Source organism: Micromonospora sp. DT4 (assembly GCF_049841675.1).
GTDB lineage: Bacteria > Actinomycetota > Actinomycetes > Mycobacteriales > Micromonosporaceae > Micromonospora.
In genome coordinates, this window is sequence record NZ_JBNCKT010000047.1 from 1 (window position 1) to 20556 (window position 20556).

The 20556-nt window shown below is 72.1% G+C and carries 16 protein-coding genes, 3 tRNA genes and 1 pseudogene; 10 read left to right on the forward strand and 10 right to left on the reverse strand.

Going from position 1 to position 20556, the window contains the following annotated elements; all coding sequences use genetic code 11:
* Positions 1-2 precede the first annotated feature (2 nt).
* The 3 genes from ACLQ24_RS15480 to ACLQ24_RS15490 all read right to left on the reverse strand — a co-directional run bounded on the left by ACLQ24_RS15480 (position 3) and on the right by ACLQ24_RS15490 (position 268).
* Positions 3-74, reverse strand: a tRNA-Val gene (locus tag ACLQ24_RS15480).
* 16 nt (positions 75-90) lie between these two features.
* Positions 91-161 (reverse strand) — tRNA-Cys (locus tag ACLQ24_RS15485).
* A gap of 34 nt (positions 162-195) precedes the next feature.
* Positions 196-268 (reverse strand) — tRNA-Gly (locus ACLQ24_RS15490).
* 431 nt (positions 269-699) lie between these two features.
* Between ACLQ24_RS15490 and ACLQ24_RS15495 the strand changes: the two genes are divergently transcribed.
* On the forward strand, positions 700-1302 hold the full coding sequence (locus ACLQ24_RS15495) for a TetR/AcrR family transcriptional regulator (RefSeq protein ID WP_425892256.1): 603 nt from the start codon (positions 700-702) through the stop codon (positions 1300-1302).
* A 76-nt stretch (positions 1303-1378) separates the two neighbouring features.
* Positions 1379-1960, forward strand: a complete 582-nt coding sequence (locus tag ACLQ24_RS15500; protein ID WP_425892258.1) for a TIGR03086 family metal-binding protein — start codon at positions 1379-1381, stop codon at positions 1958-1960.
* Between the two features lie 53 nt (positions 1961-2013).
* Here the strand turns inward: ACLQ24_RS15500 and ACLQ24_RS15505 are convergent, their stop codons facing one another.
* The gene (locus ACLQ24_RS15505; protein ID WP_425892260.1) at positions 2014-2865 is read right to left on the reverse strand and encodes a hypothetical protein; all 852 of its coding nucleotides are present in this window, start codon (positions 2863-2865) and stop codon (positions 2014-2016) included.
* A gap of 191 nt (positions 2866-3056) precedes the next feature.
* Here ACLQ24_RS15505 and ACLQ24_RS15510 point away from each other — a divergent pair, with 191 nt between their 5' ends.
* Genes ACLQ24_RS15510 through ACLQ24_RS15520 form a run of 3 tightly spaced genes read left to right on the forward strand, consistent with a single transcriptional unit; the run spans position 3057 to position 5788 of the window.
* Positions 3057-3725, forward strand: a complete 669-nt coding sequence (locus ACLQ24_RS15510; RefSeq protein ID WP_393220760.1) for a class I SAM-dependent methyltransferase — start codon at positions 3057-3059, stop codon at positions 3723-3725.
* Between the two features lie 9 nt (positions 3726-3734).
* Positions 3735-4913 carry a cytochrome P450 gene (locus tag ACLQ24_RS15515; protein ID WP_425892263.1) on the forward strand — a complete coding sequence of 393 codons (1179 nt, stop codon included), beginning with the start codon at positions 3735-3737 and terminating at the stop codon, positions 4911-4913.
* 35 nt (positions 4914-4948) lie between these two features.
* Positions 4949-5788: a polysaccharide deacetylase family protein gene (locus ACLQ24_RS15520; RefSeq protein WP_425892264.1), complete on the forward strand. Its 840-nt coding sequence runs from the start codon at positions 4949-4951 to the stop codon at positions 5786-5788.
* Between the two features lie 143 nt (positions 5789-5931).
* Here ACLQ24_RS15520 and bioD read toward each other — a convergent pair whose 3' ends face one another.
* A complete protein-coding gene (bioD, locus tag ACLQ24_RS15525; RefSeq protein WP_425892312.1) occupies positions 5932-6636 on the reverse strand; it encodes a dethiobiotin synthase in 705 nt (234 codons plus the stop codon).
* Positions 6637-6771: 135 nt separating this feature from the next.
* A complete protein-coding gene (locus tag ACLQ24_RS15530; protein WP_425892313.1) occupies positions 6772-7908 on the reverse strand; it encodes an 8-amino-7-oxononanoate synthase in 1137 nt (378 codons plus the stop codon).
* 291 nt (positions 7909-8199) lie between these two features.
* Here ACLQ24_RS15530 and bioB point away from each other — a divergent pair, with 291 nt between their 5' ends.
* From bioB to ACLQ24_RS15545, 3 genes and pseudogenes are all read left to right on the forward strand, one after another.
* On the forward strand, positions 8200-9195 hold the full coding sequence (gene bioB, locus ACLQ24_RS15535) for a biotin synthase BioB (RefSeq protein ID WP_425892265.1): 996 nt from the start codon (positions 8200-8202) through the stop codon (positions 9193-9195).
* 19 nt (positions 9196-9214) lie between these two features.
* A complete protein-coding gene (locus ACLQ24_RS15540; RefSeq protein ID WP_425892267.1) occupies positions 9215-9415 on the forward strand; it encodes a hypothetical protein in 201 nt (66 codons plus the stop codon).
* Positions 9416-9437: 22 nt separating this feature from the next.
* Positions 9438-9602 (forward strand): annotated as a pseudogene (locus ACLQ24_RS15545) (GNAT family N-acetyltransferase); the annotation flags it as partial.
* A 67-nt stretch (positions 9603-9669) separates the two neighbouring features.
* On the opposite strand, the gene ACLQ24_RS15550 reads toward ACLQ24_RS15545, so the two are convergent.
* The 4 genes from ACLQ24_RS15550 to ACLQ24_RS15565 form a co-directional block, all read right to left on the reverse strand.
* Entirely contained in the window at positions 9670-12144 is a 2475-nt protein-coding gene (locus tag ACLQ24_RS15550) for a non-reducing end alpha-L-arabinofuranosidase family hydrolase (RefSeq protein ID WP_425892268.1), read from the reverse strand.
* 205 nt (positions 12145-12349) lie between these two features.
* On the reverse strand, positions 12350-15247 hold the full coding sequence (locus ACLQ24_RS15555) for a glycoside hydrolase family 9 protein (protein ID WP_425892269.1): 2898 nt from the start codon (positions 15245-15247) through the stop codon (positions 12350-12352).
* A gap of 539 nt (positions 15248-15786) precedes the next feature.
* Positions 15787-16893, reverse strand: coding sequence for a GNAT family N-acetyltransferase (locus ACLQ24_RS15560; protein WP_425892271.1), 1107 nt, complete (start codon positions 16891-16893; stop codon positions 15787-15789).
* A gap of 89 nt (positions 16894-16982) precedes the next feature.
* Entirely contained in the window at positions 16983-17684 is a 702-nt protein-coding gene (locus ACLQ24_RS15565; protein WP_425892314.1) for an amino acid-binding protein, read from the reverse strand.
* Positions 17685-17829: 145 nt separating this feature from the next.
* On the opposite strand from ACLQ24_RS15565, the gene ACLQ24_RS15570 reads away from it, so the two are divergent.
* Together ACLQ24_RS15570 and ACLQ24_RS15575 are read left to right on the forward strand one after the other, a co-directional pair.
* A complete protein-coding gene (locus ACLQ24_RS15570; protein ID WP_425892274.1) occupies positions 17830-18942 on the forward strand; it encodes a phosphotransferase family protein in 1113 nt (370 codons plus the stop codon).
* Positions 18942-20162 carry an acyl-CoA dehydrogenase family protein gene (locus tag ACLQ24_RS15575; RefSeq protein WP_425892276.1) on the forward strand — a complete coding sequence of 407 codons (1221 nt, stop codon included), beginning with the start codon at positions 18942-18944 and terminating at the stop codon, positions 20160-20162. The genes ACLQ24_RS15570 and ACLQ24_RS15575 overlap by 1 nt, the downstream gene beginning before the upstream one ends.
* Positions 20163-20556 lie beyond the last annotated feature (394 nt).

Here is a 20556-nt window from a genome sequence, read left to right on the forward strand (position 1 = left end):
GGTGGGCGATACTGGGTTTGAACCAGTGACCTCTTCCGTGTCAAGGAAGCGCGCTCCCACTGCGCCAATCGCCCGTGCTCTTTATTGCCGAGGTGGGGACGGGATTTGAACCCGCGTACACGGCTTTGCAGGCCGTTGCCTCGCCTCTCGGCCACCCCACCGAGGTTGCCCCCGTCATGCGTGGCGGCAGCTCCGAGCGGACGACGGGATTCGAACCCGCGACCCTCACCTTGGCAAGGTGATGCGCTACCAGCTGCGCTACGTCCGCACGTCCCCGGCTTTCCCGGGTGACGGATGAGAACTTTAGCCGAGCCGGCGAACGACTGCCAACTCGGGGTCCGTGTCGGCGCGCCCCCTCCGCCCGTGCCGGCGCCGTACGCACCGACGGGGAGGGTGCCGGGGCTACCGACCGGGAGGTCGCGGCCACGGGGCGCAGGCTTCCTAGTCAGCTGACCTGATGTCGCAATTGACTCTCGCCCGCCACACTCCGGCATCATCCAGCGGTCGATATCGATGCGTGCGAGGCGCCCTCCGGCAGGTGCCGAGGCGCCTCGACAGCGAGCCACCGACCTCGACGGACGCCGCTAGGAGAACGAGCGATGGCACTCCCCGGAATTGTCCAACTTCCGACTCTTGCCCCACGAATCGGACGGTGGCGGTAACTGTTCGTGTTCGGGTGGATGGGCTACGGTAACGGTCGTGACGAGACGTGCGGCCGAAATCCGCCTGGATGCCCTGCTGCGCACGGCCTGCGACGTGATCGTGGAGCGTGGTCTGGCCAACACCCGGACGGCCGACGTGGCACAGGCCGCCGGGGTGAGCCAGGCACTTGTGTTCTACCACTTCGCCACCAAAGAGCGGTTGCTCGCGCAGGCCTTCGCGTACGCCGTCGAGCAGGACCTGGCCCGCCTCGACGCGGTCACCCGCTCCTCCGCCCCGCCGTTGACGAAGCTCCGCCGGATTCTCAAGCTCTACACCCCGGCCGGCCGGGCGACCTCCTGGTCGATGTGGATCGACGGCTGGTCCGAGTCGCTGCGCACCCCCGAGCTGGAGAAGGTGTCCCGCCGGCTCGACCTGCGCTGGCGGCAGGACCTCGCTGCCGTAATCTCCGCCGGGGTCGCCGACGGCACCTTCCAGTGCGCCGACCCGGACGGGGCCGCCTGGCGGATCAGCGCCGTCATGGACGGTCTCTCCGTGCAGCTCGCGGTGCACGACCGGGTCATCTCCCGCCGGCAGTTCGGGGAGTGGGTGCGCCTGGTCACGGCCCGGGAGCTGGGCTTGGATCCGGCCGACCTGGATTGAGCGACGACCGCCGGCACCGGACGCCCAGCCGGGCAAAACGGCTCAAACCAGCGCGTCGGCGTGAACAATCGACGGCATGGATCTGCTGGACGCGTACCGCCGGAGCCTGGCCGAGTTTGTCGACCGGGTGGACCAGATCGGGCCCGACCAGTGGTCCGAGGAGACACCCTGCCCGGACTGGGACGTCCGCACCCTGGTCAACCACGTGGTCGGCGAGGACCGGTGGAGCGTCCCACTGCTCGCCGGCCGCACCCTCGATGAGGTCGGCGACCGCTTCGACGGTGACCAGCTCGGCGCCGACCCCATCACGACGGCGCGGGAGGCGGCCGCGCAGGCCGAGATCGCCGCCACCCATCCCGGCACGATCGACCGCACCGTGCACCTGTCGGCCGGCCCGACCCCGGCCGCCGAGTACGTCCAGCAGCTCCTCGCCGAGCACCTGGTGCACGGCTGGGACCTGGCAGTGGCGATCGGCGCCGACCCACGGATGGACCCGGGCGCGGTGCACGTGTGCGCCCAGTGGTTCTCCGGGCGGGTCGACGACTACCGGCGCGACAAGCTGGTTCGTGACACCGCGCGGGTGCCCGCCGACGCCGACGAGCAGGATCATTTGCTGGCCGCCTTCGGCCGCGACCCGGACTGGGCGCCGGGCGACTGAGCCGTCACCGCCGGGGCCGCCGGTGGGAGACCGCCGGCCCCGGCACCCCCCGGTCAGCGGCGTGCCGGGTGCCAGCGACCGGTCGACGTGGGCCGCTCCCAGAGCCGGTCCACCGGCGGGTCCTCGGCCTCGTTGTTCGCGGCCCGGGTCAGGTGGCGCAGTCGCAGCAGCAGGCCCGCCCCGAGCGAGAGCAGCAACCCGCCGAGCAGGAACGCCGCCTGCACCACGCCGAACCCGCCGGTCTGCGCGACCGGACGGCTGGCCGGCGGTGGCGCCGCGTCGACCGGCTGGTCCGCGATCGGATCGTCCGCCGGGGTGCTCTCCTGTGCCGGTTCGCTCGGCGGATCGCTCGGCTGCGCCGGAGTCGGGCTCGGCGTCGGCGTACGGGTCGCTGCGGCGCCCGCCCCCACCACGGATCGGGTGGCGGTCTGCCGGGCCAACAGGCGCAGGTTGGCGTCGTACGCCTCGGCGGCGAGGGTGACCCGCCCCTGCGTGACGTCCTCGGCGAAGGCCACCCGGTAGCGGGCGGTCACCGTGCGGCCGGGGCAGAGGGTGCCGGGGTCGAGTTGCCGGTCGGTCAACCGGGCCACGTCACCTTCGGTCCGGATCTCCACCGGGAAGTCGCCGTTCTCCTCCACCCGGTCCACCTTCACCTGGTCGAGCCGGATGCCCTGCACCCGGAGCACCATCGACCAGCGCACCTTCGCGCACCCGCCACGCCGGTCCGTCTGCGAGACCACCGCGGAGATCGTGCGCACCTGGTCCCCGGCGGTGAACCGGGCCGGCAGGCCGCTCATCTCGGTGGCGAACGCCGCCTGCGCCGGTGCCGCCAGGGTCAGCACCGCCCCGGCAACGCCGGCAACCAACGCCCCGAGCCGCAGCGCGTACCGCCACACGACCACCACCACCTCGCTCCTTCTCGTCCCTGTGGGGAAACGCTAGGAGGAATCGGGCGGGTCGCACAGACGGGTGTTGTCGCACCGGACGCCAAGGACGAGGGGTGATTTCACCGACAGTGGTGAACCCTTCACCCGGCGCGTGACGGCGTCCCGCCTCCGAGCGCTGGCGACGAACCGTCGTGCGGGAGAATCGCCAGGTGTCCGAGCTCTCCAGCACGTTCGTCCGGCTGCACGCCCGGCTGGCCCCGGTTCCCTTCGTCCCCGAGGTGCGCCTGCACCAGGCGGACGAGCCGATCGGGCTCTGGGAGCTGACCGAGGGCCAGTTCTCCAGCGACCGGCCGCCGCCGTTCTGGGCCTTCGCCTGGGCCGGCGGGCAGGCCCTCGCCCGCTACGTCACCGACCATCCGGAGCTGGTCGCCGGCCGGCGGGTACTCGACCTCGCGTCCGGCTCCGGCCTGGTGGCCATCGCCGCGGCCCGGGCCGGCGCGGCGTCCGTGCGCGCCGTCGAGGTCGACGAACTGGCGGTCGCGGCCGTCGCGCTCAATGCCGAGGCCAACGGGGTACGCGTCGACGCCGAATTCGGTGACATCCTCGACGGCGACGCGGGCGACGCCGAGGTGGTGCTCGCCGGGGACGTCTTCTACAGCGACGCGATGGCCCGACGGGTGCTGCGGTTCCTGCTGCGCGCCACCCGGGCCGGAGCGCCGGCACTGGTCGGTGACCCTGGCCGGGCGTTCCTGCCCCGGGAGCGTTTCGACGAGCTGGCCAGCTACGACGTGCCGGTGCCGGAGGCTCTGGAGAGTGTCCGGGTGAAGCGCACCACCGTCTGGCAGTTGCGCCCCGGCCTGCCGGGGGCCGCCGGCTAGCGTGTCGGCGTGCTCTTCTCCGGCTGGACGTCCGCGGTCGAGGCACCCTGGCCGGACATCGCCGAGGTGACCGACCACGTCGGCGTACGCCACCTCGTCGTCACCCGGCACGCGCTGGTCCGCCAGGTCCTCGCCGCCCCGGACCGCTACCGGCCGGACAACGCCCTGGACGCGGTGACCCCGATGCCGGTGACCGCGCTGCGGGTGCTCGCCGGGCACCGGTTCCGGCTGCCGCCGACCCTGGCGAACAACTCCGGCGTCAGCCATCCGCAGATCCGGGCGATCGTGGCGGAGGCGCTGCACCCGACGCGGGTGGCCGCGCAGCGCCCGTGGCTGACGGCGCTGGTCCGGGAACGGGTGGCCCGGCTGCGCGCCACGCTCGACGCCGGCGCGCCGGTCGACCTGTACGCGGACCTCGCCGCCGACCTGCCCCTGCTGGTGCTGGCCCGGCTGGTCGACCTGCCGGACGCGCCGGTGGGCGCGGTCAAGGAGTTCGCCCGGGCGGCGCTGGAGCTGTTCTGGGCGCCCCTGGACGCCGACCGGCAGGTGGCGCTGGCCGCCGAGGTGGGCCGCTTCCACCGCGTACTGCGGGAGTTCGCCACCACCGGCGGCGGCCTGGCCTCGGAGCTGCGCGCGGCCGGGCACCCGCCCGACGTGGTGGTCGGCGCGCTCTTCTTCCTGCTGGTCGCCGGCCAGGAGACCACCTCGCAGTTCCTCACCCTGCTGCTGCACCGGCTGGCCGGCGAACCGGCGGTACGCGCCGGCCTGCGTACCGGCGACGTCGCGGTGGCCGACGTCGTCGAGGAGGGCCTGCGCCTCGAACCGCCCATCGTCACCTGGCGGCGCGTCGCGGCGGCGGACGGCACGCTCGGCGGCACGGCCGTGGCGGCGGGCACCAGCATCGTGCTGTGGCTGGCCCGCGCCGGCCGGGACCCGGCGGTCGTCGGCTCGCCGGACGAGTTCCTTCCGGGGCAGCGCGGGTCGCGGCGGCACCTGGCGTTCGGGGCGGGGGCGCACCGCTGCGTCGGTGACGTGCTGGCCCGGATGGAGGCTGCCGTCGTGGTGGCCGAGGCCGCGCCGCTGCTGGACGGGGTGGCGGTGGTCCGGCCGCCCTGGTGCCCGGACAATCTCACCTTCCGGATGCCGGACGCCTTCGTGGTCCGTCGCCCGTCGATCGCACCGGGCTGACCGGATCCTGACATTCGCTCGGTATGTTTCCGGGCGTGTCAGCCACTCCCTTCCGTCGGATCCTCGCCGCCGCAACGCTTCTGGCCCTGCTGGCGCTGAGTGCCTGCGCAGCCGGACCCGCGTCCCACGCCGGACAGACCGCGGCGCAGCCGAGCCCGTCCACGCCAGCGCCCACCCCGTCTGCATCACCGTCCCCGACCGCCCGGCCGAAGCCCGGGAGCCTGGACTGGTACGTCTCCCAAGTGCCGACCTTTCCCGAGGCGCCGCCACCGCGACCCGTGCCGCTGCCGGTAACCGGCGCGATCCCGTTCTGGCACCGCGTGCCGACCGACCAGAAGGTCGCCTTCATCACCATCGACGACGGTGGGCTGGCCCGCCCGCCCGCGGTGCCCGACTTCATCGGGCGCGCGCGCATCCCGGTCACGATGTTCCTGAACTCACCGGCCGCCGAGGAGTACGGCGACTACTTCCGCCAGATTCAGGCGTCCGGTGGGATCGTCGAGAACCACACCATCCGGCACAACTCACTGTCCGGCCGCTCGTACGGCTACCAGAAGGAGGAGATCTGCGGGGCGGCGGACAAGCTGGAGACGCTGTTCGGCAAGCGGGCGACCCTGTTCCGCCCACCGTTCGGCGAGTACGACAGCACCACGATCCAGGCCGCGCGGGACTGCGGCGCGAAGGCGGTCCTGCACTGGTCCGAGACGGTCCACGAGGGCAAGGTGCGCTACCAGACCCCGGAGAAGGTGGTCCGACCCGGCGACGTGCTGCTGATGCACTTCCGGCCGGCGCTGATGGACGACCTCCTGGCGGCGTTGAAGGCCATCCACCGGGCCGGACTCACCCCGGCGCTGCTCGAGGACTACATCCGCTGACCCGGACGGTCCGACGAAAGTCAATGCTGGTGGGTGCCGTCCGGGCGCGGTGGGCCGAGGCAGCGGACGCCTAGCGTCAACGCATGATCACTTTACGTGGGTTGACGAAACGGTTCGGGGCGACCGTCGCGGTCGACAGGTGTTCAGCTGCTCTCCTCGGCCCAGACGCGCCAGTCGTCGAGCACCCCGTGCAGCGCCGGGGTGAGCCACCCCGGCGCCGAACGCCGGAACACCCCCGGATCGATCGCGCCCGCGCCGGCCGGTAACGCGCCCAGCAGGTTCGGCACCAGGTCGGTCAGGTTCGTCCAGTGCACCAGCTCCGGCGACGCCGGCCAGGCGCCGATCACCACGCCCGCCGGTACCGCCCGGCGGTCCAGCGCCTCCAGGGTCAGCGCCGTGTGGTTGAGCGTGCCCAGCCCGGCACGGGCCACCACCACCGCGGGCGCGCCGAGCGACACCGCCAGGTCGGCCATCGTCCACGGCTCACCCGACGGACGTAGCCCCATCGGCACCAGCAGACCACCGGCCCCCTCGACCAGAACCAGGTCGTGCTTGTCCGCCTCCTCGCGGACGGCGTCCACCGCCGCGTACAGCTCCAGCGGCGGCAGGTCCGCGACCCGGGCCGCGGCCAACGGGGCGAGCGGGTCCGGGAAACTCGCCAGGGTACGACCGGTCAGCGGGGCCGCCAGCCGGTTCACCGCGTCCACGTCACCCGGCTCACCGCCGGCCGTGCCGGTCTGGCCGGGTTTGACCACCGCCACCCGGAGGCCGGCGGCCTGTGCGGCCGCCGCGATCGCCGCCGTGACCACGGTCTTGCCCACCTCGGTGTCGGTGCCGGTGACCAGCACCGGCCCCTCCCACGCCGTCACGACGCCCACCCGGTTCGCGACTGCGGGGCTCGCAAACCCGGCTCACTCCTCGCGCTCACGGCATCACCTCGGTTCGCGACTGCGGGGCTCGCAAACCCGGCTCACTCCTCGCGCTCACGGCGCACAGTCCACGATGACGTCCAGGGCACGCTCGAAGTCGGCCCGCGGCACCCCGGCGCTGACCGTCAGGCGCAGCCGGGAGCGGCTGTCCGGGGTCGACGGCGGCCGGAAGCAGCCCACCGCGACACCGCGGTCCCGGCAGTCGGCCGCCCAGGTCGTCGCGGCCTCCGGACCGGGCGCCGCCACCGAGATCACCGCCGCATCCGGCGCGGAGACGGCCAGCCCGGCCGCGCGCAGTCGACCGACCGCCAGCGCCACCCGGTCGGCAACCTCGGCGCGTAGGTCGTCGCCGGCCCGGGCCAGCCGCAGCGCGGCGTGCACACCGGCCGCCACGGCCGGCGGCAGCGCGGTGTCGAAGATGAACGTACGACCGGTCTCGACCAGGTGCCGGACGAACTCGGTCGGACCGGCGACGACCCCACCCGCCCCGCCGAGCGCCTTGGACAGGGTGGCGGTGACCACGACGTCCGGCTCGCCGGCCAGACCGGCGGCCGCCACCGCGCCCGCACCCGACGGACCTGTCACGCCGAGCGCGTGCGCGTCGTCGACCAGCAGTAGCGCGCCGTAGCGGCGGGCCACCGCGTGCAGGTCGGCCAGTGGGGCGAGGTCGCCGTCGACCGAGAAGACCGACTCGGTGACCACCACTGCGGGGCGTCCCGGCGCCACGGCCAGGGCGGCGGCCACCGCCGTCACGTCCGCGTGCGCGCTGACCACCGTCTCGGCGCCCGAGATCCGGCAGCCGTCGATCAGCGACGCGTGGTTGTGGGCGTCCGAGACGAGCAGGGTGCGGGGCTGCACGAGAGCCCGCAACGCGCCGAGGTTCGCCAGGTAGCCGGAGGAGAACACGAGAGCCCGGTCGGTGCCCAGCCACTGCGCCAGCTCGTCCTCCAGGGCATGGTGCGCCTCGGTCGAGCCGCGCACCAGACGCGAACCGGTCGCGCCCAGTCCGTACGCCGACAGCGCCGCCGTGGCCGCGGCGGTGACCTCCGGGTGGGTGGCCAGGCCGAGGTAGTCGTTGCCGGCGAGGTCGGTCATCCGGTCGTCGGCGGGACGCGGGTGCAGCCATCGGGTCAACCCGGCCTTCGCCCTCAACTGCGCGCGACGATCGAGCGCCGCCAGCCAGTCCGCCACCGTCACCCCTTCACCGCCGTCCGCGCCGGTCACGCCGACGTCCGCCGGGCGAAATTACCACCCGCCGCCCTCGACTCGACGAATCCACTCGGTACGCGACGCGCAGCGGCGGAGAACCACGACCCAGCGACATCGGCCACCACGTACCGTCAAAAGGTCATCACTCGCGGTCGCCGTGCGGGTGGCGCGCGACCTGACCGGCGCGGTCGTTCCGCCGGGCGCGGCCCGGCGTCCGTCTACGCCGACGGCAGGTCATACCGGGCGGAGCCGGGGCCTTGTAGGGTACGAGCCATGCCAGAGATCCTCGACCAGGCCCGCACCCAGGTCCTGGGTGACGGCGTCGGCCTCGACCAGGCTGGCGTCCTCGCCGTGCTGAACCTGCCCGACGAGCACCTGCCCGCCGCCCTCCAACTCGCGCACGACGTGCGGATGCGGTGGTGCGGCCCCGAGGTGGAGGTCGAGGGCATCGTCTCGCTGAAGACCGGCGGCTGCCCGGAGGACTGCCACTTCTGCTCCCAGTCGGGTCTGTTCACCTCTCCGGTGCGCTCGGTCTGGCTGGACATTCCGTCGCTGGTCGAGGCCGCGAAGCAGACCGCTAAGACCGGGGCCACCGAGTTCTGCATCGTGGCCGCCGTGCGCGGCCCCGACGCGCGGCTCATGAAGCAGATGCGCGAGGGCGTCGCCGCCATCAAGGCCGAGGTCGACATCCAGGTCGCCGCGTCGCTGGGCATGCTCTCCCAGGAGCAGGTCGACGACCTGGTCGACATGGGCGTGCACCGCTACAACCACAACCTGGAGACCTGCCGGTCGTACTTCCCGAACGTGGTCACCACCCACTCGTGGGAGGAGCGGTGGGAGACGCTGCGTATGGTCCGCGACTCCGGCATGGAGGTGTGCTGCGGTGGCATCCTCGGCCTCGGCGAGACCGTCGAACAGCGGGCGGAGTTCGCCGCGCAGCTCGCCGAGCTGGCGCCCCACGAGGTGCCCCTGAACTTCCTCAACCCGCGCCCCGGCACCCCGCTCGGCGACCGCCCGGTGGTCGAGGGCAAGGACGCGCTGCGGGCCATCGCCGCGTTCCGGCTGGCCATGCCGCGCACCATCCTGCGGTACGCGGGCGGGCGCGAGATCACCCTCGGTGACCTGGGCACCCGTGACGGCCTGCTGGGCGGCATCAACGCCGTGATCGTCGGCAACTACCTGACGACCCTGGGCCGGCCGGCGACCGCCGACCTCGACCTGCTCGACGAGCTGAAGATGCCGGTCAAGGCCCTCTCCGCGACCCTCTGAGCTGACCGGTGAGGACGACATGACCGAGCTTGTGGCAGCGCAGCGCTGGTGTGACCGCTGCGGCGAGGACGCGTCGGCCGCCGGCCACGCGTCGTGCGCGGCGGCCCGCGCGCTGGAGCCGCCGCGCTACTGCTTGGAGTGCCGCCGCCGGATGAAGGTGCAGGTGCTGCCGGTCGGCTGGTCGGCGGTCTGCGTCGAGCACGGCGAGAGCCGGGGCTGAGCCGATGCTGCGTGGGCGTGCGGTGACGCTGCGACCGCTGGCGGCGGCGAACAGCGCGGCCATCCGGGCGTACGCGAAGGCGGGTTTCCGTCCGGTGGGCATCATGCGTCGCTACGAGCGCGGCGAGGACGGCCGCTGGCACGACGCCTTGCTGATGGACCTGCTCGCCGAGGACCTGCCCGGCTGAATCGGACGGGCGTGCCCGGCACCGCAAGGTGCCGGGCACGCCCGGTTCTCTGTGAACGGAGTGACGCCTAGCGCTGGAGGGTCAGCACACCCGGCCGCCACGGCAGCAGGTTGTAGTCGCCTCCCGCACTGGGGTTCTTGCCCTGGTACAGGAACTGGAGGTTGCAGGCGTCGACGGTCTTGGTCTGGTCGGGGTCGGTGCGGACCAGGTCACCGTGGCTGATGTCGTTGGTCCACGTCGCACCGCTGTTGGCCTTGCCGGCGAAGGGGTTGCTCTCACTGGCGGCCTGCGGGGTCCACGAGCCGCCCAGGCTGGTGGACGTGAACGACCGGAAGTAGCGTCCCTGGCTCCCGATCGCCTCGACGATCATGAGGTACTGGTTCTGGCCCTGCACCTTGTAGACCTCGACGCCCTCGAACAGGTTGTTCGTCGAGTCGGTCATGACCGTCGTGTAGGTCGAGCCGAAGCTGCCCGGGAAGTTCCCCAGCGGCATGCTCGACCGGTAGATCTTGCCGTTGTCCCCGGCGAAGAAGAGGTACATGTTCTGGTCGTCGCCGATGAGGGTCTGGTCGATCACGCCGTACGGCGCGTCGGAGAGGGTGGCGGTGGAGAGCGTCTGTGCCGAGGACCAGCCGTTGGCGTTCGTCGGGTCGCTCGACGTCTTGTAGCTGAACGAGGTCGGTCCCCACTGGTACGCCAGCACCCAGATGTTCTTCGGGGCGAAGTACAGCAGCGTGGGCGCCACCGTGCCCTGGCTCATTCCGGTCTGGCTGGCGGAGGCCATGTCGGACCAGTTCGTGAACAGGCTGAAGTTCATCGAGCCGTACGAGCCGCCGCTGTTGACGTTGGACGCGTAGACCAGGTGCTTGCCGTTGTAGACCACGTTGGTGAAGTCCTTGACCGAGACCCAGCCGTTCTGCGGGTTCGTCAGCGCGCCGGTCGACGACCACCGGTAGGTCGACGGGAGCGCGCAGCCGCTCGGCGGAGGCGTGGTCGGCGGCGGCGGCGTGGTCGGCGGCGGCGTGGTCGGCGTGGTGCCGCCACCGAAGTCGGTCCGCCACTGCTGGTTGGTCTGCCCGTGGCAGTCGTACAGCTGGACCTGCTGGCCGTTGCCGGTGCCCCAGACGTCCAGGCAGCGGCCGGACTGCACACCGGTGATGGTGCCGTTGGAGTTGATGTTCCACTGCTGGTTCGCCCCGCTGTTGCAGTCCCAGATGATGATTCCGGTGCCGTTGGCGGTGGCCGCGCCGTTCGCGTCCAGGCACTTGCTGCCGTAGACCCGCAACTGCTTGCCGGAGGTGTACGTCCACTGCTGGTTCGACTGACTGTTGCAGTCGTAGAGCTGGACGCGGGTGCCGTTGGTCTGCGTGGCGTTGGGCACGTCGATGCACCGGCCCGACTGCACGCCGACGATCCGGCCGGCGCCGCCGCTCGGCGGCGGACTCGTGGTCGGACTCACGGTCGGACTCACCGTGGGACTCGCGGTCGGGCTCGAGGTCGGGGGTGCCGCGTTGAGCGCGTTGAGAACGGAGTTGTAGGCGGCCTTCTTGTTGCCGCTTCCGTCGAAGAGCAGCGGGCTCTCGTTCGAGCGCCAGGAGTCGCTGTCGCGTACGCCCCAGACGGTGATGCCGATGCAGCGCGGCACGTTCAGGCACGCCTGGGTCAGCCCGGCGTACTGGGTGGTGGAGGAGTTGGTGACGTCGACCTCGGTCAGCGCCACGTCCACGCCGAGCGCGGCGAAGCTGGACAGCGTGGTCTGGAAGTTGCTCGGCAGCGAGCTGCCGCCGGTGAAGTGGGTCTGCAGACCGACGCAGTCGATCGGCACGCCGCGGGACTTGAAGTCCTGGATCATGCGGTAGACGCCCTGCGTCTTGCCGTACGACCAGTTCTCGATGTTGTAGTCGTTGTAGCAGAGCTTGACCGACGGGTCGGCCGCCCGCGCGGTGCGGAACGCCACCTCGATCCAGTCGTTGCCGGTGCCCTGGAGGTTCGAGCTGCGGCGGCTGCCGTCCTCGTTGAACGCCTCGTTGACCACGTCCCAGGCGGGGAGCTTGCCCTGGTAGTGGCCCATCACTCCGTTGATGTGGTCGATCATCGCCTGACGCAGGCTGCTGCCGTTCAGGCTCTGCATCCACGACGGCTGTTGCCCGTGCCAGGCCAGGGTGTGCCCACGGACCTTCAGGCCGCGCTGGGTCGCCCAGTTGTAGATCTGGTCACCGGAGTTGAAGTTGAACTGGCCCCGCTGGGGCTCCGTCGCGTCCGGCTTCATCTCGTTCTCAGCCGTGATCATGTTGAACTCACGCGCCGCGATCGTGCTGTACGTCGAGTCGCCCAACCGGCCCGCCGCGATGGCGGTGCCGAAGTATCGGCCCGACTGCGCGGCGGCCGCGCCGAGCGTGGACGCGGCGGCGTTCGCCGAGGGCATCATCACCGCGACAGCGGCCACGGTCACGACGCTGAACGCGCCGGCGAGCAGCGCTCGGACGACGGGCGATCGCCGTCGCCGAGTCCCGCCGCGATGAACGGATGGGCTCATTGCCATCTCGGCCTCCTTACTGGCCTAGACCCGGGCCGCCGAGGCGGAACGACCGGAAGTGTTGGTTGATATATCTAACTCAGTCGATGCTAACCATGCGGCGGCCCGCGCGACGGAGTTTCGGAAAAGTTTCGGAAATGTTTGCCTTGCGCGGCGTGGCGTGGCCGGTCGCCCGGGCGCGGTACCGGCCACACCCCGCCGCGTCGACGACTCAAGCGATGGCGCAGGTGGTGTTGTTGACGGTGAAGGCCGTCGGCTTCGGGTTGCTGCCGCTGTGCGAGCCGTTGAAGCCGAAGCTCACCGACGCGCCCGGCGCGATCGTGCCGTTGTAGGACAGGTTCGTCGCGGTGACCGCCGCCCCGGACTGGCTGATGGTCGCCGACCAGCCCTGGCTGATGGCCTGCCCGTTGGCGAAGCTGAACCGCAACGTCCAGCCGTTGATCGCGGCGGTGCCGGTGTTGGTGATCGTCACCGTGGCGGTGAAGCCGTTGTTCCAGTCCGTCGTGGCGTACCCCACCGAGCAGGTGCCGCCGACCGGCGGCGCCGCCGTGGTCACCGCGACCGGCGCGGACGCCGCGGAGGTGTTGCCAGCCGCGTCGACGGCCACCACGTAGAACTGGTACGCCGTTGAGGCCGTCAGCCCGGTCACGGCGAGAGTGCTGCCGGTCGGCGACCCGACGAGCGCGTCGGTCGCGCCGGCCTCGCGGTAGACCCGGTAACCGGTGACGCCCACGTTGTCGGTCGACGGTGTCCAGGCCAGGGTGAGGCCGGTGGCGGTGACCGCCGAGGCGACCGGCGTGCCGGGCGTGCTCGGCACGGTCGTGTCGGTGGAGCCGGTCGGCGGCGTGGTCACGGTGAGCACCGGTGAAGCCGCCGACGTGTTGCCCGCGCCGTCACGGGCCACGACGCTGAACTCGTACGACGTCGCCGGTAGCAGCGTCGAGATGGCCAGCGTCGTGTCGGTGACCGGCCGGTTCAGCACCGTGTCGCTGCCGACCTGGACCTCACGGACCTCGTAGCCGGCCAGGCCGCTGCCGCCGCTGTCGGTGGACGCCGACCAGGTCAGCGTGACCGAGCGGGACGCGAGATTGGACGCCACCGGCTTGCCCGGGACGCTCGGCGCGGTGGTGTCCGGCACGATCGGCCCCGGCTCCTCACCCCAGACGCGGGTGCTGCCGGCGTAGAGCGGAACCTTGCGGTTCGGCCCGGCGGTCGCCTGGTACGACGGGTCGTTGGTCGGGTCCCAGGTGCCGCCCTCCGGCACGCCGATCTTGAACTGGACCTCCATCCGGTGCGCGGACTGTCCTGCCGGGGCGATGGTGTAACCGGTGCAGTCCACCTCGACGTACCAGATGTCGCCGCTGAACTGCCTGGCGGCGGTCGGGGACGGGCAGCCCTGGGTGTAGCCGGAGGTGACCTGCACCGGGCCGCTGCCGTCGGGCCGGAAGTAGTACCGGAACTTGCCGTCGGTCAGCGCGCGGGCCGGGAACGCCGACTTGTTGTAGATGATCGCCTTGAGCCCGGTGGCCCGCGGTTCGGCCTGCATGACAGTGGTCTCCACGGTCATCTCGTCGATGTCCGGCGTCTCGGCGACCGGGAAGTTCGCCAGCGGGGTGCCGCCGTACTCGGAGGTCAGCCGGACCAGCGCGGACGTGAAGCCGGCGTTGTAGTCGGTGGCCACCTCGTTCATCACGTAGTCCGACCGGCTGTCGCTGTACGCGTCGTTGGCCGAGGACGGGCCGCCGACCAGCGCGCCGTAGAGGGTGTGCCGGGTCTCGACGGGCACGGTCTGGCTGTCCCACCACGAGCCGTGCGCGGTGCGGTGGTGCGGGTTCTTCGGCGAGTTGGCACCGAAGCCGATGACGTAGCTGGAGTTGCGCGGGTTGTCGCCGAGCGCGTAGTTGATCTGCCGGACGGCGAAGTCGTGGTAGCGCGCCTTGCGGGTGGTGTCGGTGGTCTTGTCGCTGTAGACCAGGGCGGCGAAGGAGGTGTTGGCCGCGTAACGCAGCGCGCCCCAGGAGTCGAGCACCGCCATCCCGCCCGGCGAGTACGGCACCCGCTGCCCGTTCACGCCGACGGTCCAGTAGTCCAGCCAGCGGTTGGCGTCGTCGACGTACTTCTGCTTGCCGGTCAGGTTGGCCAACAGCACGTACGCGCCGAACTGCTTGTTGTCCCAGGCGATCGTCCACATGTAGGAGCGGGTGGTGGACTGCGCCTCGGTGCCGAGCTTGTCGTACTCACTCTCGGCCTTGGCCAGGTAGCTGGCGTCGCCGGTGGCCCGGTAGAGCCAGATCGCGGCCCACACCAGCTCGTCCTGCCAGCCGCTCCACGACTTGTAGAACGAGGACGCGTCGGTGATGCACTCGCTGTAGGCCTTCCGCACCGTGTCGGCGAACGTGTAGAGCTGCCGGGCGTGGGTGAGCAGCTTGTCCGCGTAGGTCGCGTCGGTGGGCCGGAACACCATTGAGGAGGCGGCCATCGCGGCCGCCGTCTCCCCCGCCAGGTCCGCGCCGCCGCAGCTCGCATCGATCTTGTACGCGGGCCGCGCCATCGGCAGCACCTCGGCCGGGCCCCACCACTTGTGGTCGTCGTCGCCCTTGCCGACCTGTCCGTAGAGGATGTTCGCCGACGGATGCGCCTTGATGAAGTAGTCGTTGACGAAGCGCAGGTTGTTGAGCAGGTGCGGCAACTGCCCGGAGGCGCTGTAGCCACTGCGGTACTCCACCGCTCCCCAGGCGAGCATGGTGGCGCTGAACGCCATCGGGAAGCCGAACTTGACGTGGTCGCCGGCGTCGTACCAGCCGCCGGTCAGGTCCAGCCCCGCGCCCGCGCCGTCGGTGAGGGCGCTGTCGCCGCGCCACGAGACGCGGTCCCAGTCAGGCAGTTGGCCGGACTGCTGCGCCTCGTAGAACAGCAGCGACTTCTGCAACGCCTCGGCGTAGTTGAAGGACGGTGCGGCCGACGCGGGCTCGGGCGTCGGCGCGGCGACCGCGAGGGACACACCGGTGAGCAGTGCGACGCCGGCCGCCAGCAGCCGTCGGGGCCAGGGCTGGTCGGCGACGGGCGACCGGCCGGGGTGGCCGGTGGACGGCCGGGTCAGGTGGCGCATGAAGGGCTCCTGTTCACCAGGCGCCGCCGGTGGTCGCACCGACGCGGGACGGCGTGGGGCGGCACGGCCACCGGCGACAGCGGGGGTGGCGGTGTGACCACAGGCCGTGGAAGCGCTCCCATGGATATTCGACAATGTAATGTGCGTCTCGTCGATTGGGAAGCCCATGCCGCGCCCCAGCGCCATCACGGTCGCAGGCGTTACAGGGACACGCGCGCGACCGCGCGGCCGTCGGGGTCGGTGTCGCCGGGGCGGTTCGACCTCGGCGAACGCGGGCAGCGGCGGTGACAACGGCGGCAGTCTCCCGCTCACCGGCGTGGCCGTCACCAGCTTCGCGCTCACCGGCGTCGCTCTCATCGGCGGCGACTCCCTGCTGATGATGCGTCGCCGCCACGACCGGATCACCTTCACGAGCTGACCGTCGAACGCCCGCGACCGGTCCCGGACATCCCCCGGCAGCCGGTCGTGGGCGTTCCGCGCCTATGCCCCCGTGCCGGACGTGCGGACCCGCAACGGCGAACCGACCCCGACCACACCGGTCAACGCGCCACCTGCTCCACAGGCGTCCGAGACCCGTCCGGACCAGCCGAGGACCGGACGACACCCCGGCGCGGGGCCGGCACGGGGACCGCCAGCGGCACGGTCAGGGTGAGCAGACCGGCGTCCCGCTGCACCGAGCTGGGCCGGTCCAGCCGGCGCAGCGTCCGCAGCATCGGCGCGTTGTCCGCCCGCACGTGCAGCACCAGCGCCGCGTACCCGGCCCGGTCGGCGTGCGACACCAGCCGGCGCAGCAGGGCCGAACCCAGGCCGCGGCGTTGCCAGTCGTCGCGTACCAGAAGCGCCACCTCGGCCTCGTCGCCCTCGCCGAGCAGGTTCGCCAGCGCGACCACCGCGCCGTCCCCGTCGGTGGTCGTGGCGACCAGGGTGAGCCCCCGACTCGGCTCCAACAGGCGGCGGAGCCGGTCCTGCCGCGGCAGCGCCGCCCCACTGAGGTAGCGCCGCTCCCGGCTACGCGAGGAGCACGCCTCGTGCAGCTCCAGCACACCCGACAGGTCGTCCGCGTTCGCCGGCCGCACCGCCACCTCGGCACCGTCGGGCAGCACCAGGGTGACCTGCTCGGCAGCTCGACGGGTCACGGTGGCCGCCAGCTCGACCAGGGCCTGCGCCCGGGCGTACTCCGCCGGAGTGAAGTCGGGCGCGGCCCGGCGCAGCGCGAACGAACCGCCCGCCGGATCGTCCAGGAACATGCTCGTGCCGGTGATGCCCCAGTCGTCGCCGGTCACCGCCGGCCGCCAGCTCACCGAGTCCGCCCCGAGCAGGGTACGCAGCGCCTCACCGGTCGCGTCCGGATCGCGCACGAGCCGGTTGGCCAGCCCGAGCACCCGGGTCGGCTGGTCGGCCAGGCCGTGCGCCTCGCTGCGCGCCACCCAGCAGTCCCGCCCGCGCCCCCGCTCGACGGCGGCGATCAGTTCGGCCTCGTCGAGCGCGTCCGGCGCGTCGACCAGGAAGTCGTCCACCGCGCCCTGCTCGGTGGGCTGCACCTGCACGGTGAGGATGTTGACCCCGCGCAGCGCGAGGCTCGCCGTGAGGACCGACAGGTAACCCGGTCGGTCGTCCACTGTCGCTCGGATCCGCCACAACGTCATGGTTGGCTCCCTTCCCACCCCAGAGCCTCGCCCGCGGCTGTTGCCGCCCGGTTGCTCGCCGGTGTCGACCCGGGAACTCCTCGCGCTGGTCAGGGGCCGGCGACCACCGGTGGCGCGCCGACCAGGTCCAGTCGGTCGCCGAGGATCACCGCGCAGGCCCGGACGAGCTGGGTGAGCCGGTCGACCTCGGTGCTGTGGAAACCCGCGGCGCTGAGGGTCTCGTTGTGCTCGCGAGCGACCACCAGCACCAGGCCCGCCCGGCCGAACGGGGCGATCGCGTAGTGGGTGCTGTCGGGCGCGGTCATCGACCGGCCGCGCAGCGGGGTCACCTCCGGCAACCGCGGCGGTACGGGAGCGCGCCAGCTCGCGTGGCCCACGGTGGCCCCGCCGCCCCCGCTACGTGACGCCCAGTCCACCGGGACCACCGCGGCGGCCGCCCAGTCGGCCGCCAGCAACCCTGGCACGGCGTCGACAAGGGTCTCCAGCCCGTCGGCCGGGTTGGCCGCGACCTGGGCCAGCAGCTCCGCGTCCTGGCCGGTGGTGGTGGGCGCGCCGATCGCCCGCCACACCCCGTCCACCCGTACACCCGGAATCGCCGCAAGGCCGGCCAGCAGGCGCTCGACCCGGGCCGCGCCGGGCCACACCACCGTGAAATCGTCCACCGCGCGTCCGCCGAGACGTTCCAGGACCACGACCTGCACGATGTCCGCGCCGGAGACACCCAGCGTGCGGGCGACCTGGCCGAGGGTGCCCGGACGGTCCGGCAGGGTGACCCGAACTCGCAGCAACATGTCTGTCCCTCCGCTCGGCAGGCCGGCGACGGCCGGCAGGCTGCTCACAGCCTTTATGGTGACCATTTCGCCCCTGTTGCAGAGGCATGTCCCGAGGGGAAAATCTGACCTTGACAACGTGAACGGGCTGCCATCAACTAGTCGGATGAGTGATCCGGCCACCAGCGCGCTCCGGCCGGACGCTGATCCGGCCACCAGCGCGCTCCGGCCGGACGCTGATCCGGCCACCAGCGCCGGGATCGACCTCGATCGGCTCGCCGGCTACCTGGCGACGCACCGACCCGAGCTGGCCGCGGGGCAGGTGCGGGCCCAGTTGATCGTCGGCGGCAAATCCAACCTCACCTACCTGCTGCGCCTCGGCGACCGGGAGGTCGTGCTGCGCCGGCCACCGCTGGGGCACGTGCTGGCGACAGCGCACGACATGGCCCGCGAGTTCCGGGTCATCTCGGCGCTGGCGCCAACCGAGGTGCCGGTGCCCGGCGCGCTGCTGCTCTGCACCGACACCGAGGTCCTCGGCGCACCGTTCTACCTGATGGAACGCGTGCCCGGTGAGGTGTTCCGCACCCGCGCCCAGACCGACCCACTGGGCGACGAGCGACGCCGGGCACTCGCCATGGCGATGATGGACACCCTCGCCGCGCTGCACACCGTCGAGCCGGCCGCCGTCGGGCTCGGCGACTTCGGCCGCCCCGAGGGCTACCTGGCCCGGCAGGTCCGCCGCTGGGCCGGGCAGCTCGACCGCTCGCGCAGCCGCGACCTGCCCGGCATCGACGAGCTGCGCGACAGGCTCGCCGCGACCGCCCCGGAGGGCGCGAACGCCGGCCGCATCGTGCACGGCGACTACCGGCTGGACAACCTCCTCGCCTCGGCCGACCCGGTGGCCGTGCACGCCGTCCTCGACTGGGAGATGGCCACCCTCGGCGATCCCCTCGCCGACCTGGGACTGCTGCTGACGTACTGGGACGTGCTGGGCGACAGCGACACCGCTGCCGGCAACCCCGTCGCCGACGGCCTCGGCCCGCGCGCCGGCTTCCCCACCGGCGCCGAGCTGATCGACCGGTACGCCGGGCGCAGCGACGTCGACGTCGGGCCACTGCACTGGCACGTCGCGCTGGGCTGCTTCAAGCTCGCGGTCATCTGCGAGGGCATCCACTACCGCCACACGCTCGGGCAGACGCTCGGCGAGGGCTTCGACCGGATCGGCGAGATGGTGGCACCGCTGGTCGCGTACGGACTGACCGCCGCCGGGGAGCGGTGATGGACTTCGCGTACGACGCCCGGACCGAGGAGCTGCGCGACCAGCTGACCCGGTTCCTGACCGAGCACGTCTACCCGGCCGAGCCGGTGCACGCCGAGCAGGCAGCCGCAGGTGACCCGTGGTCGCGTACCCCGGTGTTGGCCGAGCTGAAGGCCGAGGCCCGCAAGCGCGGCCTGTGGAACCTGTTCCTGCCCGACCCGCGTTACGGCGCCGGCCTGACCAACCTCCAGTACGCCCCGCTCGCCGAGCTGACCGGGCACAGCCCACACCTGGCGCCCGAGGCGGTCAACTGCGCGGCGCCGGACACCGGCAACATGGAGCTGTTGGCCGAGTTCGGCTCGGACGCCCAGCGCGAGCGGTGGCTCAGACCGCTGCTGGAGGGGGAGATTCGCTCCGCCTTCTGCATGACCGAGCCGGAGGTGGCCTCCTCCGACGCCACCAACATCGCCACCCGGATCACCCGCGACGGCGACGAGTACGTCATCAACGGCCGCAAGTGGTGGTCGTCCGGCGCGATGGACCCGCGTTGCGAGATCTTCATCGTGATGGGCAAGACCAACCCGGACGCCGACCGGCACCGCCAGCAGAGCATGGTGCTCGTCCCCCGCGACACCCCCGGGGTGACCGTCCGCCGGGGCATGACCGTCTTCGGCTACACCGATGGCTCGCACGGCGGGCACGCCGAGATCCACTTCACCGACGTACGGGTGCCGGCGGACAACCTGATCGGCACCGAGGGCAGCGGCTTCGCCATCGCCCAGGCCCGGCTGGGCCCGGGCCGGATCCACCACTGCATGCGATTAATCGGAATGGCTGAGCGGGCATTGGAGCTGCTCTGCAAGCGGGCGCTCGGACGGATCGCGTTCGGCCGACCCCTCGCCGAGCAGGGCGTCGTGCGGGAGTGGATCGCCGAGTCGCGGGTCCGCATCGAACAGGCCCGCCTGCTCGTGCTCAAGACAGCCTGGCTGATGGACACCGTCGGCAACAAGGGTGCGCACACCGAGATCCAGGCCATCAAGATCGCCACACCGGCGATGGCGGAGTGGGTGATCGACAAGGCCATCCAGGGGTACGGCGGCTCCGGCGTCAGCCAGGACACGCCGCTGGCCGCCCTCTGGGCGCAGACCCGCACCCTCCGCCTCGCCGACGGCCCCGACGAGGTCCACCGCAACTCCCTCGCCAAACGCGAACTCCGCCGCTGGACCCCGACCCCCACCTGACACCGCGCACCGCGCACCACCCCCACCCCCACCACCCACCGCACACCACCCACCGCACACCGCACACCGCACACCGCACACCGCACACCGCACACCGCACACCGCACACCGCACACCGCACACCGAAAGATCGCACTCGATCACGGATGTAGTGGCCTCCCCCGCCCACAACACCACTACAACAAGGATCGAGCACGACCATGTCGCCCCCACCCGCATGATCATGAGGTTGGCGGTCCGGTTTGCCCGAAAGATCACCGCTAACCCCATGATCACCGGGCCGGGCCGGGCAGGGCCGGGCCGGGCCGGGCAGGGCAGGGCCGGGCAGGGCCGGGCCGGGCCGGGCAGGGCCGGGCAGGGCCGGGCCGGGCCGGGCAGGGCCGGGCCGGGCCGG